This window comes from Arsenicicoccus cauae (genome assembly GCF_009707125.1).
Taxonomy (GTDB): domain Bacteria; phylum Actinomycetota; class Actinomycetes; order Actinomycetales; family Dermatophilaceae; genus Arsenicicoccus; species Arsenicicoccus cauae.
On the sequence record NZ_WLVL01000016.1, the window covers coordinates 40,836 to 56,189 of the forward strand.

Sequence of the window (15,354 nt, forward strand, 5' to 3'; positions counted from 1 at the left end):
GGCGGGAGCTACTGGCCCGGGCACTAGCCTGGAGGCGTGACCGAGCAGCGCCGCCCCATCGACCCGACGACCGTGCCGCTGATGCGGGTGCGCACCGACCGGGTCGTGGCGCTCGGCACCTGGCTGTGGGTCGCCGCCCTGCTGGTCGTCCTGATCGTCCCGGACCTGCACCTCGACTCCCGCGCCTGGTGGCCGTGGGCATGCGTGACGGGGATCGCGCTCGGCGTGCTGGGGCTGGCGTACGTCCGCAGCGGGCGTGGCGCCGACAAGGGCGCCTGACGGCCCGAGGGTCGTCCGGGAGCGTGCACAACTGCTGCACATCTGCAGCGCGCCCTGCTGGGGGCTCGCGAGTTCCGTTGTGGCGCAACACCCCGTCGTGCGGACGCGCTCATGAGTGCAGCAGCTGGTTGCGCGCGGACCGCAGGGCGCGGTCGGCTCAGGCGTCGCCGACGAGCTCGGCCACCCGCTGGGCGGCCGCGTCGGTCGCCGGGTCGGTGCGTGGCGTCGCCGGGCCCGCGGGGGCGCCGGCACGACGCGAGCCGCGCCGGCCGCGACGAGGGGCAGGTGGCGTGGCCTCGGTCACGGGCTCGGGCTCGGGCTGGGCGGTGGACGCCTCGTCCGTCACCTCGGCGGTCGGCGCCTCCTCCGGGGCCTCGGCCACCGTCATCTCAGCCACCGTCACCTCGGCGGTGGGCGCGTCGTCCGGGGCCTCGGCCACCGTCACCTCGGAGGTGTGCGCCACCTCGAGGTCAACCGCCAGGTCGTCCACCACGGGCGGGTCGAGCGGGCGGGGGTCGTGGGCAGGCAGGTCGACCTCGCTGTGCGCGCCGCAGCCGTGGTCGAGGGTGACGACGCGGCCGTCCGAGGGGGACCAGGCGTTGGCGCACACCCCGAAGGACCGGCGCAGGGCACCGGCCATCGGCAGGAAGTACCCGCACGACGAGCAGCGCTCCGGAGCCTTGACGGCGACCTCGGCGGTGGGGCCGTTGTCGCCGTCGTACCAGCGCTGGGCTGCGTCCTCGCGCCCCTCCGCCGACAGCACGCGCTTGCGTCCGAGGCCCAGCTCCCACTGCGCCATCTGGTCGACGTCCTCGTCCCCCGTCGCCTCGAAGCCGGCCTCGAGGTTGGGGTCCTGCTCGACATAGGGGTTGATGTCCCCGGGACCGAGGTCGCCGGGGGCGATGCGCTCGGCATACGGCACCCAGGGCGGAGAGACGATGCTCGTCTCGCTCGGGAGCAGGTGGGTCTCGGAGACGGTGACGTGCTTGGAGCGGGCGACCCGGGTGACCGTCACCGACCACCGCCAGTCGGGGTATCCCGCCGACAGGCACGCGAACTGGTGCGTCGCCACCCGCTCGCCCTCCATCACGACGGCCAGGTGGTCGCCCACGGCCCCGGCCTCGGCGATGCTCTCGGCGGCGGAACGCGCGAGGTCGACCGCCGCGGTCAGCGTCGGGTCGGGCTTGATGGTGGCCATCGGTCAGCTCCCGTCGAAGGTGTCGGCGATGGCCCGCAGGGCGGCCGCGAGCCTGGCGGACCCGGCCGCGTCGGGGTAGCGCCCCTTGCGCAGCTGCATGGACGCCCCGTCGAGCAGCCTGATGGTGTCCTCGACGATGCCGACCATCTCGTCGGCCGGCTTGCGCTTCTTGTCGTGGAGCTTGCGCGCCACCGAGGGTGCCTGGTCCAGGACCGTGACCGACAGGGCCTGCGCCCCCCGCCGCCCGTCCATGACCCCGAACTCCACGCGGGTGCCAGGCTTGAGCGCGGTCGTCCCCTCGAGCAGGGCGTTGGCGTGGACGAAGACGTCGCCCCCCTCGTCGTCGGCCAGGAAGCCGAAGCCCTTGTCCGTGTCGTACCACTTGACCTTGCCCGTTGGCACTGGTCCACCTCGTGTCGATCTCGTCGTTGGCCGGCCCGTGTGCGGGGTCGGCGTCGGGGCGCGTGCATCCTGGTGAGCACGTGCCCTGCCCACCAGGCTAACGGTTCACCAGGGGGTGAGGCCCCACGAGGCCGACCAGGAGCGACCCGGGTCCAGGCGCAGGACGTCCTCACCGGTCCTGAAGGCCTCGGGCGCAGAGGTCAGCGGCTCGACCGCCAGGCCGCTCGTGCGGGCGTAGCCCTCGGGGAGGTCGTGACCGGTGTAGACCTGCGTCCAGGGATAGGCCTGCGCGTCGGCCCACAGCGTGGTGCTGCGGCCCCCGTGGGAGAGGGTGATGCGCCAGCGCCCGTCGTCGTCCGCGGCCAGGCCCGTCATGGCGGTGTCGAGCTCCCGGTCGCCCACGGTCGCCTCGCGCAGGTCCTGGGGCGTGCCGTCGACGGGCCGCAGGCTGTCGGCGACGGTGTCACCGACGAGCAGGAGACGCTCGGGGTCGACGGCGACGTATGACGCAGCGGGGCACCGGATCTCGAGGTCGTCCACCCGGTCCTCCCCCACCGTCAGGTAGGGGTGGGCCCCGACGCCGAGCGGCGCCGCCGTGCTGGCGAGGTTGGTGACGGTGGGGGTGACCGTGAGGCCGTCGTCGCCCACGCGGTAGCCCATCAGCAGGTCCAGGGTCCAGTCCCAGCCCTGCTGCGGGTGCAGGCGGGCACCCAGGGTCACCCGGTCGTCCGCCACGTGCACCGGCGCCCACGGCAGCCACTGCACCAGGCCGTGCAGGGCGTTGTGGCGGGCGGGCTCGGTGAGGGCCAGCTGCCGCTCCACGCCGTCGACCGTGTATCGCCCGTCGCGGATCCGGTTGACCCACGGGATCAGCACGGTGCCCCGCGCATGCAGGGCCGGCGCGTCCTGCGGCGACCCCGCGACCAGCGGGCGTCCGGCATACGTGCACGACCGCAGGGTCGCTCCGACCTCGGTGACCACCGCCTCGAGGTCGCCGTGCCGGATGGTCCACTGCGCGCCGCTCGGCAGCACCTGCTCGCTCATGCCCGCCACCCTAGGCGAGGACGCCCCGGACGTCGCCGGTCACCCCTGGTCGATGAGCTCGCCGGCCCGGTCGCGCATCTCGACCTTGCGGATCTTGCCCGTCACCGTCATCGGGAAGCTGTCGGTGATGTGCACGTAGCGGGGGATCTTGTAGTGCGCGAGCTGTCCGGTGCAGAACTCCCGGACACCGTCCACGGTCAGCGCCGTCGCCCCCTCGCGCATGATGATCCACGCCATGAGCTCCTCGCCGAACTTCTTGTCGGGGACCCCGATCACCTGGACGTCCGCGATGTCGGGGTGGGTGTAGAGGAACTCCTCGATCTCGCGCGGATAGACGTTCTCCCCGCCGCGGATCACCATGTCCTTGATCCGTCCGACGATCGCGCAGTAGCCGTCCTCGTCCATCGTCGCCAGGTCACCCGTGTGCATCCACCGGCCCGCGTCGATGGCCTCGGCGGTCTTGTCCGGCTGGCCCCAGTAGCCCAGCATCACCGAGTAGCCACGGGTGCACAGCTCGCCGGTCTGCCCTCGGGGGACGGTGAGGCCGGTGGCCGGGTCCACGATCTTGACCTCCAGGTGCGGCATGACCCTCCCGACGGTCTCGGTGCGGCGGCGCAGGTCGTCCTCGGTGCGCGTCGACGTCGACACCGGCGAGGTCTCGGTCATGCCGTAGTTGATGGCCACCTCGGCCATGTTCATCCGGTCGATGACCTTCTTCATCACCTCGACCGGGCACGGCGAGCCGGCCATGATCCCCGTGCGCAGCGTCGACAGGTCGTAGCGGTCGAAGTCCGCCAGCCCGAGCTCGGCGATGAACATCGTCGGCACGCCGTAGAGGCTGGTGCAGCCCTCCTGGGACACCGCCTCCAGCGTCGCCACCGGGTCGAAGGTCGGGGCGGGGATGACCATGGCGGCGCCGTGCGAGGTGCACGCGAGGTTGCCCATCACCATGCCGAAGCAGTGGTAGAAGGGCACCGGGATGCAGACGACGTCCTGCTCGGTGTAGCGGATCATCTCGCCGACGAAGTAGCCGTTGTTGAGGATGTTGTGGTGCGAGAGCGTCGCGCCCTTGGGGAAGCCGGTGGTCCCCGAGGTGTACTGGATGTTGATCGGGTCGTCGGCGGACAGCTGCGCCATCCGCGCGTCGAGGTCCTCGTCGCTCACCGCGGCGCCCGACGCGGGCAGCCGCTCCCAGGACTCCTCGCCGAGGTAGGCGACCTGCTCGAGGTCCGGGCAGTCGTGGCGGATCGACTCGAGCATCTGCTGGTACATCGAGGTCTTGTAGGACACCGCGCTCACGACCATGCGCATGCCGGACTGCTTGACGACGTACTCGAGCTCGTGGGCGCGGTAGGCGGGGTTGATGTTGACCAGCACGACGCCCGCCTTGGCGGTGGCGTACTGCACGATCGTCCACTCCGGGCAGCTCGGCGACCAGATGCCCACCCGGTCCCCGCGCTCGAGCCCCGCGGCGACCAGGCCCTTGGCGACCTCGTCCACGGCGGCGTCGAGCTCGGCATACGTCCAGCGCCGTCCGCTCTGCACGTCCACGAGCGCCAGCCGGTCCCCGAAGCGCGCCACCGTGCGCTCGAGGTTGTCGCCGATGGTCTCCCCGAGCAGCGGGGTGTCGGAGGTGCCGGAGGTGTACGAGAGCGTCGTTGCCGTCATGGCTCGCAGTCTCGTGTCCCCCGCGGACGGCGGCAAGGGATGGCGCGCCAAACGGTGCGGTCCGCGCCACCAGCGGTCCTCCCTCACGTGGCCGCCCCGCCCCCGGCGAGGGCATCGACCGGCCCTCGTCCCCCAGGTCGATGGCCCCGCCCCCGGCAGGTCTTAACGTTGGACGGTGACCCCCCGCCCCGACGCGCCACGCGCCCGCAGCCTCGCCGATGCCCTGCGCGGCCGTTCGGACGACGAGCTCGTCGCCCTGCTCGTGGCCCGGCCCGACCTCGCCCGCCCGGCGCCGACGGACATCACCGCCCTCGCCGCCCGCTCCGGGACCCGCGCCTCGATCCAGCGCGCGCTCGAGCGCCTGGACACCGCACACCTGCAGGTCCTCGAGGCGCTGCTCGCGACCGGGACACCGGCCGACGTCGACCGGGCGGCCTCCCGGCTGGGGACCGACCGTGGCTCCCAGGACCTGCTCGACATCCTGTGTCGTCTCGAGTCCCTCGCTCTCGTATGGCGATCCACCGACCGCATCAGCGTCGCCCGCACCGTGGCGGAGCTGCTCGGACCCCGCCCCGCAGGCCCCGGGCCGTCGGACTCGATGCTGGGCGGCGGGCGGCTGCTCGAGGACGTGGCCCTGCACCCCCCGCAGGTCGCCCTCACGCCCCGCCCGGCCGCCCTGGTGGACCAGGCCGCCGGCGGCGCGGCCGGCGAGCTCCTGGGTCTCGTCGACGAGACGGCGACGCAGTGGGCCGAGCGCCCGCCGCGGGTCCTGCGGACGCGAGGCCTGGCCGTGCGTGACCTGCGCGCCCTGGCGTCGTCCCTGGACGTGCCGGTGGATCACGCGGCGTTCCTCGTGGAGGTGGCGCACGCCGCCGGGCTGCTCGCCGACGACGGCGGGCTCGACCCGGTGTGGGCGCCGACAGAGGGCTACGACGACTGGCTGCAGCAGGAGCCGCCCGCGCGCTGGGCCGCCCTCGCGGACGCGTGGCTGCGGTCGAGCCGGGCGCCGCACCTCGTGGGTTCGCCCGCGGAGCGCGGAGGTTCGTCGATCAACGCCCTCTCCCCGGACGCGCACTGGCCCCCCGTGCGAGCGCTCCGGGCTGACGTCCTCGCCGATCTCGCCGAGCTGCCGCCCTGGTCCGCCCCGACCGTCGACGGGCTCGTCGCGCGTCTCCGCTGGCGCCGGCCGCTGCGCCGGGTGGCCGACCTGGACCGGGTCGTCGCCGCCGTCGTCCGCGAGGCGGAGTGGCTGGGCCTGACCGGCCGGGGGGCCCTCGGCAGCGCCGGGCGCAGCCTGGTCGCCTCCACCCCGCCGGACCTCACCTCCGCGACCGAGGCGATGCACCCGCACCTGCCCGCCCCCGTCGAGGAGATCCTGCTGCAGGCCGACCTCACCGCGGTCGCGCCCGGCCGGGTCGAGGGCGAGCTGGCGCGGCTCCTGCGCCTCGCGGCGGACGTCGAGTCCCGCGGCGGCGCCACCGTGCACCGCTTCACCGAGAGCTCGATCCTGCGCGCCCTCGACGCCGGGTGGACCGCCGAGCAGCTCCTCGACGCCCTCGCCGAAGCCAGCGCGACGCCCGTGCCGCAGCCCCTGACCTACCTCGTCAACGACGCCACCCGGCGCCACGGCCGGCTCCGGGTGGCGGCGGCGTCGTCATACGTCCGCAGCGAGGACCCGGTCACCCTGGACGCGATCCTCGCCGACCCTGCCCTCGGCCTGCTCGGTCTGCGGCGCATCGCCCCGACGGTGCTCGTCAGCCCGGTCGGCGGCGACGTGCTGCTCACCACCCTGCGCGAGCGTGGCCTCGCGCCCGTCGCGGAGACCGCCGACGGGGTGGTGGCCGTGCCGCGCGGCTCCACGCATCGCGCGCCTGCTCGGCGGCACACCTCCCCACCCACGCTCACCAGCGTCGTCGACCGGCCGTATGCCGAGAACCTGGTCGCCCTGCTGCGCGCAGGGCAGGCGGGGGTCGACGGGAGGGCCGACGGGCGGGTCGACGAGGACGCGGCGGGCGGCACGGACCCGGCGGTGGTCCTCGGCGTCCTGCGCGAGGCCGTCGCCGACCGCCACCCCGTGCGGCTCAGCCACGCCGGCCCGGACGGGGTGGCGACGACGCTGCTGTTCCACCCCCGCCGCGTGGAGGGCGGACGGGTCTACGGCACCGCGGGGACGAGCAACGTCGAGAGGATCCTCACGCTGCACCGCATCACCGGCGTCTCGCAGGCCTGACCTGACTATCGTCACGATCGCGTGGCCACCCGCCGACCAAGGAGTTCCCATGACGCCGCAGCGACCCGGCGCCCGTGAGCTGATCGGCCTCGTCCTCGAGCCCGGCAGCTTCGTCTCTTGGGACACGCCGCCCGACCGGGACGGCGTCTCCCCCGAGTACGCCGCCGAGCTCGACGCGGCCGCCGAGCGCAGCGGGGTGGACGAGGCCGTGCTCACCGGCCGGGGCCTGATCGACGGGTTGCCCGTCGCCGTCGTCGTCGGCGAGTTCCGCTTCCTCGGCGGCTCGATCGGCGCGGCCACCGCGGCGCGGATCACGGCGGCGGTGCGGCGGGCCACCGCCGAGGGGCTGCCCCTGATCGCCGCGCCCGCCTCGGGGGGCACCCGCATGCAGGAGGGCACGCCCGCCTTCGTCGAGATGGTGACGATCTCCCGCGCCATCGTGGACCACAAGGCGGCCGCCCTGCCCTACCTCGTCTACCTGCGGCACCCCACGACCGGTGGCGTGTTTGCCTCATGGGGGTCCCTGGGCCACGTGACCGTCGCCGAACCCGGCGCGCTGGTGGGCTTCCTCGGTCCCAAGGTCTACGAGGCGCTCAACGGCCAGCCCTTCCCCACGGGTGTGCAGCTCGCCGAGAACCTCGTCGACAAGGGCGTCATCGACGCGGTCGTCCCGTCGGAGGACCTCGCGACCGTCGCGGCACGGGTGCTGCGCCTGCTGCACCCCCACCGCCGTGACGGGCAGGGCACCCTGCCCGCCCCACCGGCCCCGCGCTGGGAGCCGCCCGCCGACCCGGGCCACGCCTGGACCTCCGTCGAGATCACCCGCTCCCCGCGCCGCCCCGGGGTGCGCGAGCTCCTGCGGTATGCCGCCGATGAGGTCATGCCCCTGTCCGGCACGGGCGAGGGGCAGGCCGACGCGGGGCTGATGCTCGCGCTGACCTCGTTCGGCGGCCACCCGTGCGTGCTCGTCGGCCAGGACCGACGCAACCAGGCCCGCCAGTCCATGGGCCCGGCGGCCCTGCGCTCGGCCCGCCGCGGCATGCGCCTCGCCGAGGAGCTGGGGCTGCCCCTCGTCTCGGTCATCGACACCCCCGGCGCCGACCTGTCGGTCACCGCCGAGGAGGGTGCGCTCGCGGGTGAGATCGCCCGGTGCATCGCGGAGATGACCCAGCTGACCGTGCCGAGCGTCGCGCTGCTGCTCGGTCAGGGATGCGGGGGCGGGGCCCTGGCGCTGCTGCCCGCGCGGCGCGTGGTGGTGGCGGAGCACGGTTGGCTGTCGCCCCTGCCGCCCGAGGGCGCCTCGGTGATCGTGCACGGCACCCCGGACCACGCGCCCGAGATGACCCGGCGTCAGCGGATCTCGGCGCCGGAGCTCGTCGAGGCGGGCACTGCCCACCGTGTGATCCCCGAGACGATCTCGCCCGACGAGGACCCCGCGGCCTTCTGCCGCGACATGGCGGCGGCCCTCACCGCCGAGCTCCGCGCCCAGGCCTAGCCCGACCCGACGCTCCGTCCCCGCCGACCACCCCGCCCACCCCATTCCCCTCGTCGAGAGGCGCCACGGCGGGCACAGCAGGGCTGAGGTCAGCCCCCCGACAGCGCCTTGACCACGCGCGACGGCGACGGCCTGCCGAGCTGTTCGGCCATCCACACGGACGTGGCGACCAACGCCTCGAGGTCAACACCGGTCGACACGCCCATCCCGTGCAGCGCCCACACCAGGTCCTCGGTGGCGAGGTTGCCGGTCGCGGACTTGGCATAGGGGCAGCCGCCCAGCCCACCCGCCGAGGCGTCGATGGTGCGCACCCCGAGCCGGATCGCCTCGAGCGAGTTCGCGAGCGCCTGGCCGTAGGTGTCGTGGAAGTGCACGGCCACCCGGTCCGCGCCGATCCCCCGCTCGGCCAGCGCCGCCAGCAGCCGACCCACGTGGCCGGGCGTCGCCACGCCGATGGTGTCGCCCAGCGAGAGCTGGTCCGCGCCGAGGTCCATCATCCGCGCGCACACGTCGACGACCTGGTCGATGGGCACGTCGCCCTCCCAGGGGTCGCCGAAGCACATCGACACGTAGGCCCGCAGCCACAGCCCCTCGTCCTTGGCGCGCTTGGCCACGGGCTCGAACATCGTGAACTGGTCAAGCACCGTGGAGTTGAGGTTCCTCGAGGCGAAGGTCTCGGTCGCCGACCCGAAGATCGCCACCGAGGACACCCCCAGGTCGAGCGCCCGGTCGAGCCCCCGCTCGTTGGGCACCAGCACCGGACGCTGCGTGCCGAGCGCGTCAGCGCCGAGCGCGGTCACGAGGTCGGCGGCGTCGGCCAGCTGCGGCACCCACCGCGGCGACACGAAGCTCGTGATCTCCACCGTCTCGAGGCCCGCGGCGAGCATCCGCCTCACGAACTGCGCCTTGACCTCCACGGGCACGATCGACTTCTCGTTCTGCAAGCCGTCGCGCGCCCCCACCTCGTAGATCGTCACCCGATCCGGCGCACCGGTCATCGGCTCGTGCTGGGGCTGGCGCATCTCGCTCCTCGGTGTCGGCGGCGACGGTCCTCGTCGACGGCGTCGAGGACCATCCTGCCCCACCCCGCTAGCCTGCTGGGAAGCAACCAGCACCAGGTGGGGTTGACGTCACGACCGACCCGAGGAGCACCGATGAGCAGCCAGCCGCCCGCCGACGACCCCACACCTCGCCCGTATGCCGAGGGTGGTCACCCCGCTCAGCCCGGCTACGGCCGTCCGGGGTACTCCCAGAGCCAGGGCCAGCCGTCCTACGGCCAGCCGCCATATGGACAGTCGGCCTACGGGCAGCCGGCCTACGGCGCTCCCTCCCCCGGCGCCCCGGTCAACGCCATCGTCGTGACGGTGGTCAGCGTGCTGGCGGCCCTGTCGACGGCGTTCATCGTCGGCCTGCCCAGCGCGGTCCTCGGCATCGTCGGGATCGTCCAGCACCGCAGCGATCCGCGGCGCGCCGGCCGCCTCGCCGCCGTCGCGTGGATCGTCCTCGTGCTCAACGTGGTCCTGGGCGTCGTCCTGCTGATCGCCGGGGTGGCCGGCTTCCTGTGGTTCATGGAGCAGGCGGACCTGCCGACCATGACGCCCTCGCCGGTCCCGACCCTGACGTCCACCCCGGTCGCCGTCTGATGCCTGACGGCCCCCTCATCGTCCAGAGCGACAAGACCCTGCTGCTCGAGGTCGACCACCCCGGCGCCGAAGCGGCCCGGCGGGCGATCGCGCCGTTCGCCGAGCTGGAGCGCGCCCCCGAGCACGTGCACACCTATCGCGTCACGCCCCTCGGTCTGTGGAACGCCCGCGCGGCCGGTCATGACGCCGAGCAGGTGGTCGACGCCCTGCTCACCCACAGCCGGTATGCCGTCCCCCAGGCTCTGCTCGTCGACGTCGCCGACACCATGGACCGCTACGGCAGGCTGACGCTGGTCAAGGACCCCGGGCACGGCCTGGTGATGCGGACGACCGACCTCGCCGTCCTCGCGGAAGTTTTGCGGCACAAGCGGATCCGTCCGCTCCTCGGGGAGGCGCTCAGCGATGACGCCGTGGTGGTCCACCCCTCGGAGCGGGGCCACCTCAAGCAGGAGCTGCTCAAGGTCGGCTGGCCCGCCGAGGACCTCGCGGGCTATGTCGACGGCGAGGCGCACCCGATCGACCTCGACGAGCGCGACTGGGCCTTGCGCCCCTACCAGCAGCAGGCGATCGACGGCTTCTGGGACGGGGGGTCCGGCGTCGTCGTGCTGCCGTGCGGGGCGGGCAAGACGCTCGTCGGGGCCGGCGCCATGGCGCGCGCCCGAGCCACGACGCTGATCCTGGTCACCAACACGGTCTCGGCGCGGCAGTGGCGCGACGAGCTCGTCCGCCGCACCTCCCTGACCGAGGACGAGATCGGCGAGTACTCCGGCGCCCGCAAGGAGATCCGCCCGGTGACCATCGCGACCTACCAGGTCCTCACGACCCGGCGCAAGGGCACCTTCCCCCACCTCGAGCTGCTTGACGCCCGCGACTGGGGGCTGATCCTGTATGACGAGGTGCACCTCCTGCCGGCCCCCATCTTTCGCATGACGGCGGACCTGCAGGCGCGCCGACGGCTGGGGCTGACCGCGACCCTGGTGCGCGAGGACGGCCGCGAGTCCGACGTCTTCTCGCTCATCGGGCCCAAGCGCTACGACGCCCCGTGGAAGGACATCGAGGCGCAGGGCTGGATCGCCCCGGCCGACTGCGTGGAGGTGCGGGTGTCCATGCCCGACGCCGACCGCATGGCGTATGCCATCGCCGAGCCCGAGGAGCGCTATCGCCTCTCCTCGTGCGCGCAGGCCAAGGACGAGGTGGTGTCGCGGCTGGTGGCGCGGCACGCCGGCGAGCCGACACTGGTCATCGGGCAGTACCTCGACCAGCTCGAGGCGCTCGCCGCACGGCTGGATGCCCCCGTCATCACGGGCTCGACGACCGTCAGGGAGCGTCAGCGGCTGTTCGACGCCTACCGCGCCGGGGAGCTCTCGCTGCTGGTCGTGTCCAAGGTCGCGAACTTCTCGATCGACCTGCCCGAGGCGAGCGTGGCGATCCAGGTGTCGGGGACCTTCGGGTCGCGCCAGGAGGAGGCCCAGCGGCTCGGTCGGCTGCTGCGTCCCAAGGCCGACGGACGCACGGCGCACTTCTACACCGTCGTCACGCGCGACACGGTCGACGCCGACTTCGCGGCCCACCGCCAGCGCTTCCTCGCGGAGCAGGGCTACGCCTACACGATCGTCGACGCCGCCGACCTCGGCTGACTCGCCTTGCCCGTCGCCCTGCTCCCGGCGCCGCCAGGCGCGCCGAGGGGGCGCGAATGTCACAACCCACGGCGTGTCGCGCGCCTTTGCGACCCCTCGCCGCCCGCGCCACGCCGCCAGGCGCGCCGAGGGGGCGCGAATGTCACAACCCACGGCATGTCGCGCGCCTTTGCGACCCCTCGCCGCCCGCGCGGCGCCTCCAGCCGTCACCACGGCAGGTCCAGCGGCGACGAGTCGACCGTCCGCACCAGCCGACCCCGTGGCGGCATGCTCACCGGCACCATCGACGTCCGGAAGTCCTCCACCGTCTCGTGCAGCCGGCCCGGCTCCAGGTCGTCCGACGTCACGCGCAGCCGCCGGTGCCCGAGCAGCAGGGCCTGCCTGTCGGTCCGCCGGTCGCCGCGCCAGCGTCGACGCTCCGTGCGGTGCCCGTCTCCGTCGAACTCGCCTCCCAGGGCGAACTCCTCCCAGTAGAGGTCGAACCGGCACACCGTCGCACCATCCGCGCCCACCAGCCGGACCTGCTGCTCGGGCTCCGGCAGCCCTGCCCTGGTCAGCAGGACGCGCAGGTCGGTCTCGCGCGGCGACTCGGCGCCGCGCCTGACGTCGTGCAGGGCCGCCCGCAGCTGCCTCACCCCTCGGCGGTCGAGGGAGGCCAGCGCCAGCAAGGAGTCGGCCGGGCCGCCGAGGTGCAGGTAGCCGTCGCACAGCCGCACCAGGTCGTCATGCGTGACGAGCGGGTCCGTGAGCACGTCCGCGACGGCCCAGATGCCCGCGACCACCGGGATCCCGCCGACGTCCACCACCCTGCGGCGCTCGAGACCTTTGTGCGACACGACTCCGTCACGCCGGACGCGCCGAGCGGTGGGCACGCAGACATGCACCGGGTCGCCGGGCTGCCAAGAGGAGCGCTCGGGGAGCCCCAGCAGCTCCACGGCCGACCAGCCACACAATGCCCAGCGCCCGCGAATCACCCTGGCTACGTGGGTGATCGCCTCCGTCAGCGAGTGAGGAACGTCGGCCGCCCACAGGCCGTGATGGGTCCGCACGAGCCCCGACGCCGTGAGCGTCGCGCGCGTGATGCCTCGGCGGCGGGCCTCGCCGGACGTCAGGTGCCGTGGCAGCTCATCCATGACGGGCAGCATGCGCTCGTCGTCACATCGCGGACAGCCGTTGGTGCGCGCCTGTGGACGGCGCCGGCGGGGACGCGTCGGCCTGTGGACAACCACGCCGTATGACGCTGCCAGGCGGCTGGACGCCTGACCCGGCCGCGCGAGGGGGCGCGAATGTCGCAGCCCACGGCGTGTCGCCCACCTTTGCGACCCCTCGCCGCCCGCGCGGCACTGCCAGCCGCGGCGAGGGGGCGCGAATGTCGCAGCCCACGGCGTGTCGCCCATCTTTGCGACCCCTCGCCGTCGGCGCCACGCCGCCAGACGCCGGGGCGGGCGACATACGGCCTGCTGATCCAGCAGTCTCCCAGGAAACCTCCAGCGGCAGGGGTCAGACTCCACCCCGTGACCACTACGCCCGAAGCCAGACTCCTGGTCGTCGAGGACCAGCCCAACATCCGCGAGCTCCTCGCGACCAGCCTGCGATTCGCGGGGTTCGAGGTGTTCACCGCCGGTGACGGCGGGGCCGCCCTGGTCCTCGCCGAGGAGCACGAGCCCGACCTGGTCGTCCTGGACGTGATGCTGCCTGACATGAGCGGCTTCACCGTCACGACCAAGCTGCGCGAGGCCGGCCGCCACGTCCCCATCGTCTTCCTCACGGCGCGCGACGCGGTCGATGACCGCGTCAAGGGCCTCACGATCGGCGGCGACGACTACATCACCAAGCCGTTCAGCCTGGAGGAGGTCGTGGCCCGCATCCGCGCCGTCCTGCGCCGCACGCGCCAGGACGAGCCCGAGGACGGGACGATCCGCTTCCACGACCTCGAGCTCAACGAGGACTCGCACGAGGTCCGTCGCGCGGGCAAGGTCATCGACTGCTCCCCGACCGAGTTCAAGCTGCTGCGCTACCTGATCCTCAACCCCAACCGGGTGCTGTCCAAGGCGCAGATCCTCGACCACGTCTGGGACTACGACTTCCGCGGCGAGGCCGGCATCGTCGAGTCCTACATCTCCTACCTGCGTCGCAAGGTCGACTCCATCGAGCCGCCGCTGATCCACACCAAGCGCGGCGTGGGCTACGTCCTGCGGCTGCCTCCCGAGATCTCGTGAGTCGCCTGGCCGGTCGGATGTCGCGGGTGCGCGGGTCGGCGGTGGGCGTCTCGGTCCACCGCTGGCTGCAGCGCATGCCGCTGACCCACCGGCTGGTGCTGATCCTCGTCGTGCTGATGGCCGGTGCCCTGACGTTGACGACGAGCGCCACCACGTGGCTCCTCGAGCGCCAGCTGGTCCAGCGCACCGACCAGGAGCTGCGACTCAGCGCCGGGCCCCTCAGCGCGAGCGCGCTCGACGCGATCGCCACCGAGCAGGAGCTCGACTACTTCCCGACCAGCTACGCGGTCGTCTTCTTTCCCAGAGGATCCAGCAGGCAGATCGTGTTCCAGCCGCAGACGGAGGACGAGCACCCGGACATCCCCCGCCTCGAGATGGACGCCCCCGAGGTCCGGACCCACCAGATCTTCGAGGTGCGGTCCAGGGACGGGCTCCAGCGCTGGCGGGTGGTCGCGGACAAGCTCGACGGCGACTCGGGCACCTACGCCGTCGCCGTGTCGATGCGCGGCGTGGAGAAGACCACCAGCCAGGTCACGCTCTTCTCGCTGCTCATCGGGCTGGCGGCGGTGACGGCGTTGATGGTCGCCGGCTGGTTCGCGATCCGCCGCGCCTTCCGCCCGCTGCGTCAGATCGAGGACACCGCCAAGGCCATCGCCGGCGGAGACCTGACGAGGCGCGTGCCGGCCCGCTCCGCGGACGACGAGGTCGGCAGCCTCTCGGACTCCCTCAACGTCATGCTCAGCCACATCGAGCGGTCCTTCCAGCACGTCGAGGCCAGCGAGACCCGGATGCGGCAGTTCGTGGCCGACGCCTCGCACGAGCTGCGGACACCGCTGGCCGCCGTCCGGGGGTATGCCGAGCTCTACCGCCAGGGGGCGGTGACCCAGCCGGAGCACGTGCGACAGGTGTTCCAACGGATCGAGGACGAGTCGACGCGCATGGGAGCCCTGGTGGAGGACCTCCTGTCGCTCGCCCGCCTCGACGAGCAACGACCCATGGAGTTCACCTCGGTCGACCTGACGGTGGTCCTCGCCGACGCCGCCCAGGACGCCCGCGCCCTCGCCCCGGACCGCGACATCACGATGCTCGGCCTGCACGGGCCCATCGACGCCAACCCCGTGCGCGGCGACGAGTCCAAGCTGCGCCAGCTGGTCACCAACCTCGTCGGCAACGCCATCAATCACACGCCCGCCGGCACCCCGATCGAGCTGGCCGTGGGCCAGGGTCGGGGGGACGACGGCGACGCCTGGACCACCATCGAGATCCGCGACCACGGTCCCGGCATCGACCCCGAGCTGTCGGCCAAGGTGTTCGAGCGGTTCTTCCGCAACGACCCCTCCCGTGGCCGCACGAGCCACCCCGGCGGCACCGGGCTCGGACTCGCCATCGTGGCCGCCATTACCGGCGCGCACCACGGGGATGTCACGATCGTCCCCACCCCCGGTGGCGGAGCGACCTTCCGGGTCCGCCTGCCCACCGACCCACAGCAGCCCCACAGCGACCCACCAGCATCGGCCTAGGTCGATGGACCACCCTTCG

The 15,354-nt window shown here is 73.2% G+C and carries 13 protein-coding genes; 7 read left to right on the forward strand and 6 right to left on the reverse strand.

Annotated features, from left to right (window positions below):
• Positions 1-36: 36 nt before the first annotated feature.
• A complete protein-coding gene (locus GGG17_RS02930) occupies positions 37-279 on the forward strand; it encodes a DUF2530 domain-containing protein (RefSeq protein ID WP_288800186.1) in 243 nt (80 codons plus the stop codon).
• Positions 280-436: 157 nt separating this feature from the next.
• On the opposite strand, the gene GGG17_RS02935 is transcribed toward GGG17_RS02930, so the two are convergent.
• From GGG17_RS02935 to GGG17_RS02950, 4 genes are all read right to left on the reverse strand, one after another.
• Entirely contained in the window at positions 437-1,477 is a 1,041-nt protein-coding gene (locus GGG17_RS02935) for a DUF3027 domain-containing protein (RefSeq protein WP_154592295.1), read from the reverse strand.
• A gap of 3 nt (positions 1,478-1,480) precedes the next feature.
• On the reverse strand, positions 1,481-1,879 hold the full coding sequence (locus tag GGG17_RS02940) for a cold-shock protein (protein WP_311966381.1): 399 nt from the start codon (positions 1,877-1,879) through the stop codon (positions 1,481-1,483).
• Positions 1,880-1,984: 105 nt separating this feature from the next.
• Positions 1,985-2,923: an aldose 1-epimerase family protein gene (locus GGG17_RS02945; protein ID WP_154592297.1), complete on the reverse strand. Its 939-nt coding sequence runs from the start codon at positions 2,921-2,923 to the stop codon at positions 1,985-1,987.
• A gap of 39 nt (positions 2,924-2,962) precedes the next feature.
• Complete coding sequence (locus GGG17_RS02950; protein WP_154592298.1) at positions 2,963-4,591, reverse strand: AMP-binding protein; 1,629 nt, start codon at positions 4,589-4,591, stop codon at positions 2,963-2,965.
• 175 nt (positions 4,592-4,766) lie between these two features.
• Between GGG17_RS02950 and GGG17_RS02955 the strand changes: the two genes are divergently transcribed.
• Positions 4,767-6,821: a helicase-associated domain-containing protein gene (locus tag GGG17_RS02955; protein WP_311966382.1), complete on the forward strand. Its 2,055-nt coding sequence runs from the start codon at positions 4,767-4,769 to the stop codon at positions 6,819-6,821.
• 49 nt (positions 6,822-6,870) lie between these two features.
• Entirely contained in the window at positions 6,871-8,316 is a 1,446-nt protein-coding gene (locus GGG17_RS02960; RefSeq protein WP_154592299.1) for a carboxyl transferase domain-containing protein, read from the forward strand.
• Positions 8,317-8,405: 89 nt separating this feature from the next.
• Here GGG17_RS02960 and GGG17_RS02965 read toward each other — a convergent pair whose 3' ends face one another.
• Positions 8,406-9,338, reverse strand: a complete 933-nt coding sequence (locus GGG17_RS02965; protein WP_154592300.1) for a hydroxymethylglutaryl-CoA lyase — start codon at positions 9,336-9,338, stop codon at positions 8,406-8,408.
• Positions 9,339-9,470: 132 nt separating this feature from the next.
• Here GGG17_RS02965 and GGG17_RS02970 point away from each other — a divergent pair, with 132 nt between their 5' ends.
• Together GGG17_RS02970 and GGG17_RS02975 are read left to right on the forward strand one after the other, a co-directional pair.
• The gene (locus GGG17_RS02970; protein WP_154592301.1) at positions 9,471-9,959 is read left to right on the forward strand and encodes a hypothetical protein; all 489 of its coding nucleotides are present in this window, start codon (positions 9,471-9,473) and stop codon (positions 9,957-9,959) included.
• Positions 9,959-11,596, forward strand: coding sequence for a DNA repair helicase XPB (locus GGG17_RS02975; protein WP_154592302.1), 1,638 nt, complete (start codon positions 9,959-9,961; stop codon positions 11,594-11,596). The genes GGG17_RS02970 and GGG17_RS02975 overlap by 1 nt, the downstream gene beginning before the upstream one ends.
• 206 nt (positions 11,597-11,802) lie before the next feature.
• On the opposite strand, the gene GGG17_RS02980 is transcribed toward GGG17_RS02975, so the two are convergent.
• Complete coding sequence (locus tag GGG17_RS02980) at positions 11,803-12,729, reverse strand: hypothetical protein (protein WP_154592303.1); 927 nt, start codon at positions 12,727-12,729, stop codon at positions 11,803-11,805.
• A 381-nt stretch (positions 12,730-13,110) separates the two neighbouring features.
• On the opposite strand from GGG17_RS02980, the gene GGG17_RS02985 reads away from it, so the two are divergent.
• Together GGG17_RS02985 and GGG17_RS02990 are read left to right on the forward strand one after the other, a co-directional pair.
• Positions 13,111-13,815, forward strand: coding sequence for a response regulator transcription factor (locus tag GGG17_RS02985; RefSeq protein WP_288799287.1), 705 nt, complete (start codon positions 13,111-13,113; stop codon positions 13,813-13,815).
• Positions 13,812-15,335 carry a sensor histidine kinase gene (locus GGG17_RS02990; RefSeq protein WP_311966383.1) on the forward strand — a complete coding sequence of 508 codons (1,524 nt, stop codon included), beginning with the start codon at positions 13,812-13,814 and terminating at the stop codon, positions 15,333-15,335. The genes GGG17_RS02985 and GGG17_RS02990 overlap by 4 nt, the downstream gene beginning before the upstream one ends.
• The last annotated feature ends 19 nt before the right edge of the window (positions 15,336-15,354 follow it).

Excerpts from the sequence above, each read along its gene's own strand:
- GGG17_RS02935 (WP_154592295.1), bottom strand. The coding sequence starts at position 1,477 with ATGGCCACCATCAAGCCCGACCCGACGCTGACCGCGGCGGTCGACCTC.
- GGG17_RS02945 (WP_154592297.1), bottom strand. The coding sequence starts at position 2,923 with ATGAGCGAGCAGGTGCTGCCGAGCGGCGCGCAGTGGACCATCCGGCAC.
- GGG17_RS02950 (WP_154592298.1), bottom strand. The coding sequence starts at position 4,591 with ATGACGGCAACGACGCTCTCGTACACCTCCGGCACCTCCGACACCCCG.
- GGG17_RS02960 (WP_154592299.1), top strand. The coding sequence starts at position 6,871 with ATGACGCCGCAGCGACCCGGCGCCCGTGAGCTGATCGGCCTCGTCCTC.
- GGG17_RS02965 (WP_154592300.1), bottom strand. The coding sequence starts at position 9,338 with ATGCGCCAGCCCCAGCACGAGCCGATGACCGGTGCGCCGGATCGGGTG.
- GGG17_RS02970 (WP_154592301.1), top strand. The coding sequence starts at position 9,471 with ATGAGCAGCCAGCCGCCCGCCGACGACCCCACACCTCGCCCGTATGCC.
- GGG17_RS02975 (WP_154592302.1), top strand. The coding sequence starts at position 9,959 with ATGCCTGACGGCCCCCTCATCGTCCAGAGCGACAAGACCCTGCTGCTC.
- GGG17_RS02980 (WP_154592303.1), bottom strand. The coding sequence starts at position 12,729 with ATGGATGAGCTGCCACGGCACCTGACGTCCGGCGAGGCCCGCCGCCGA.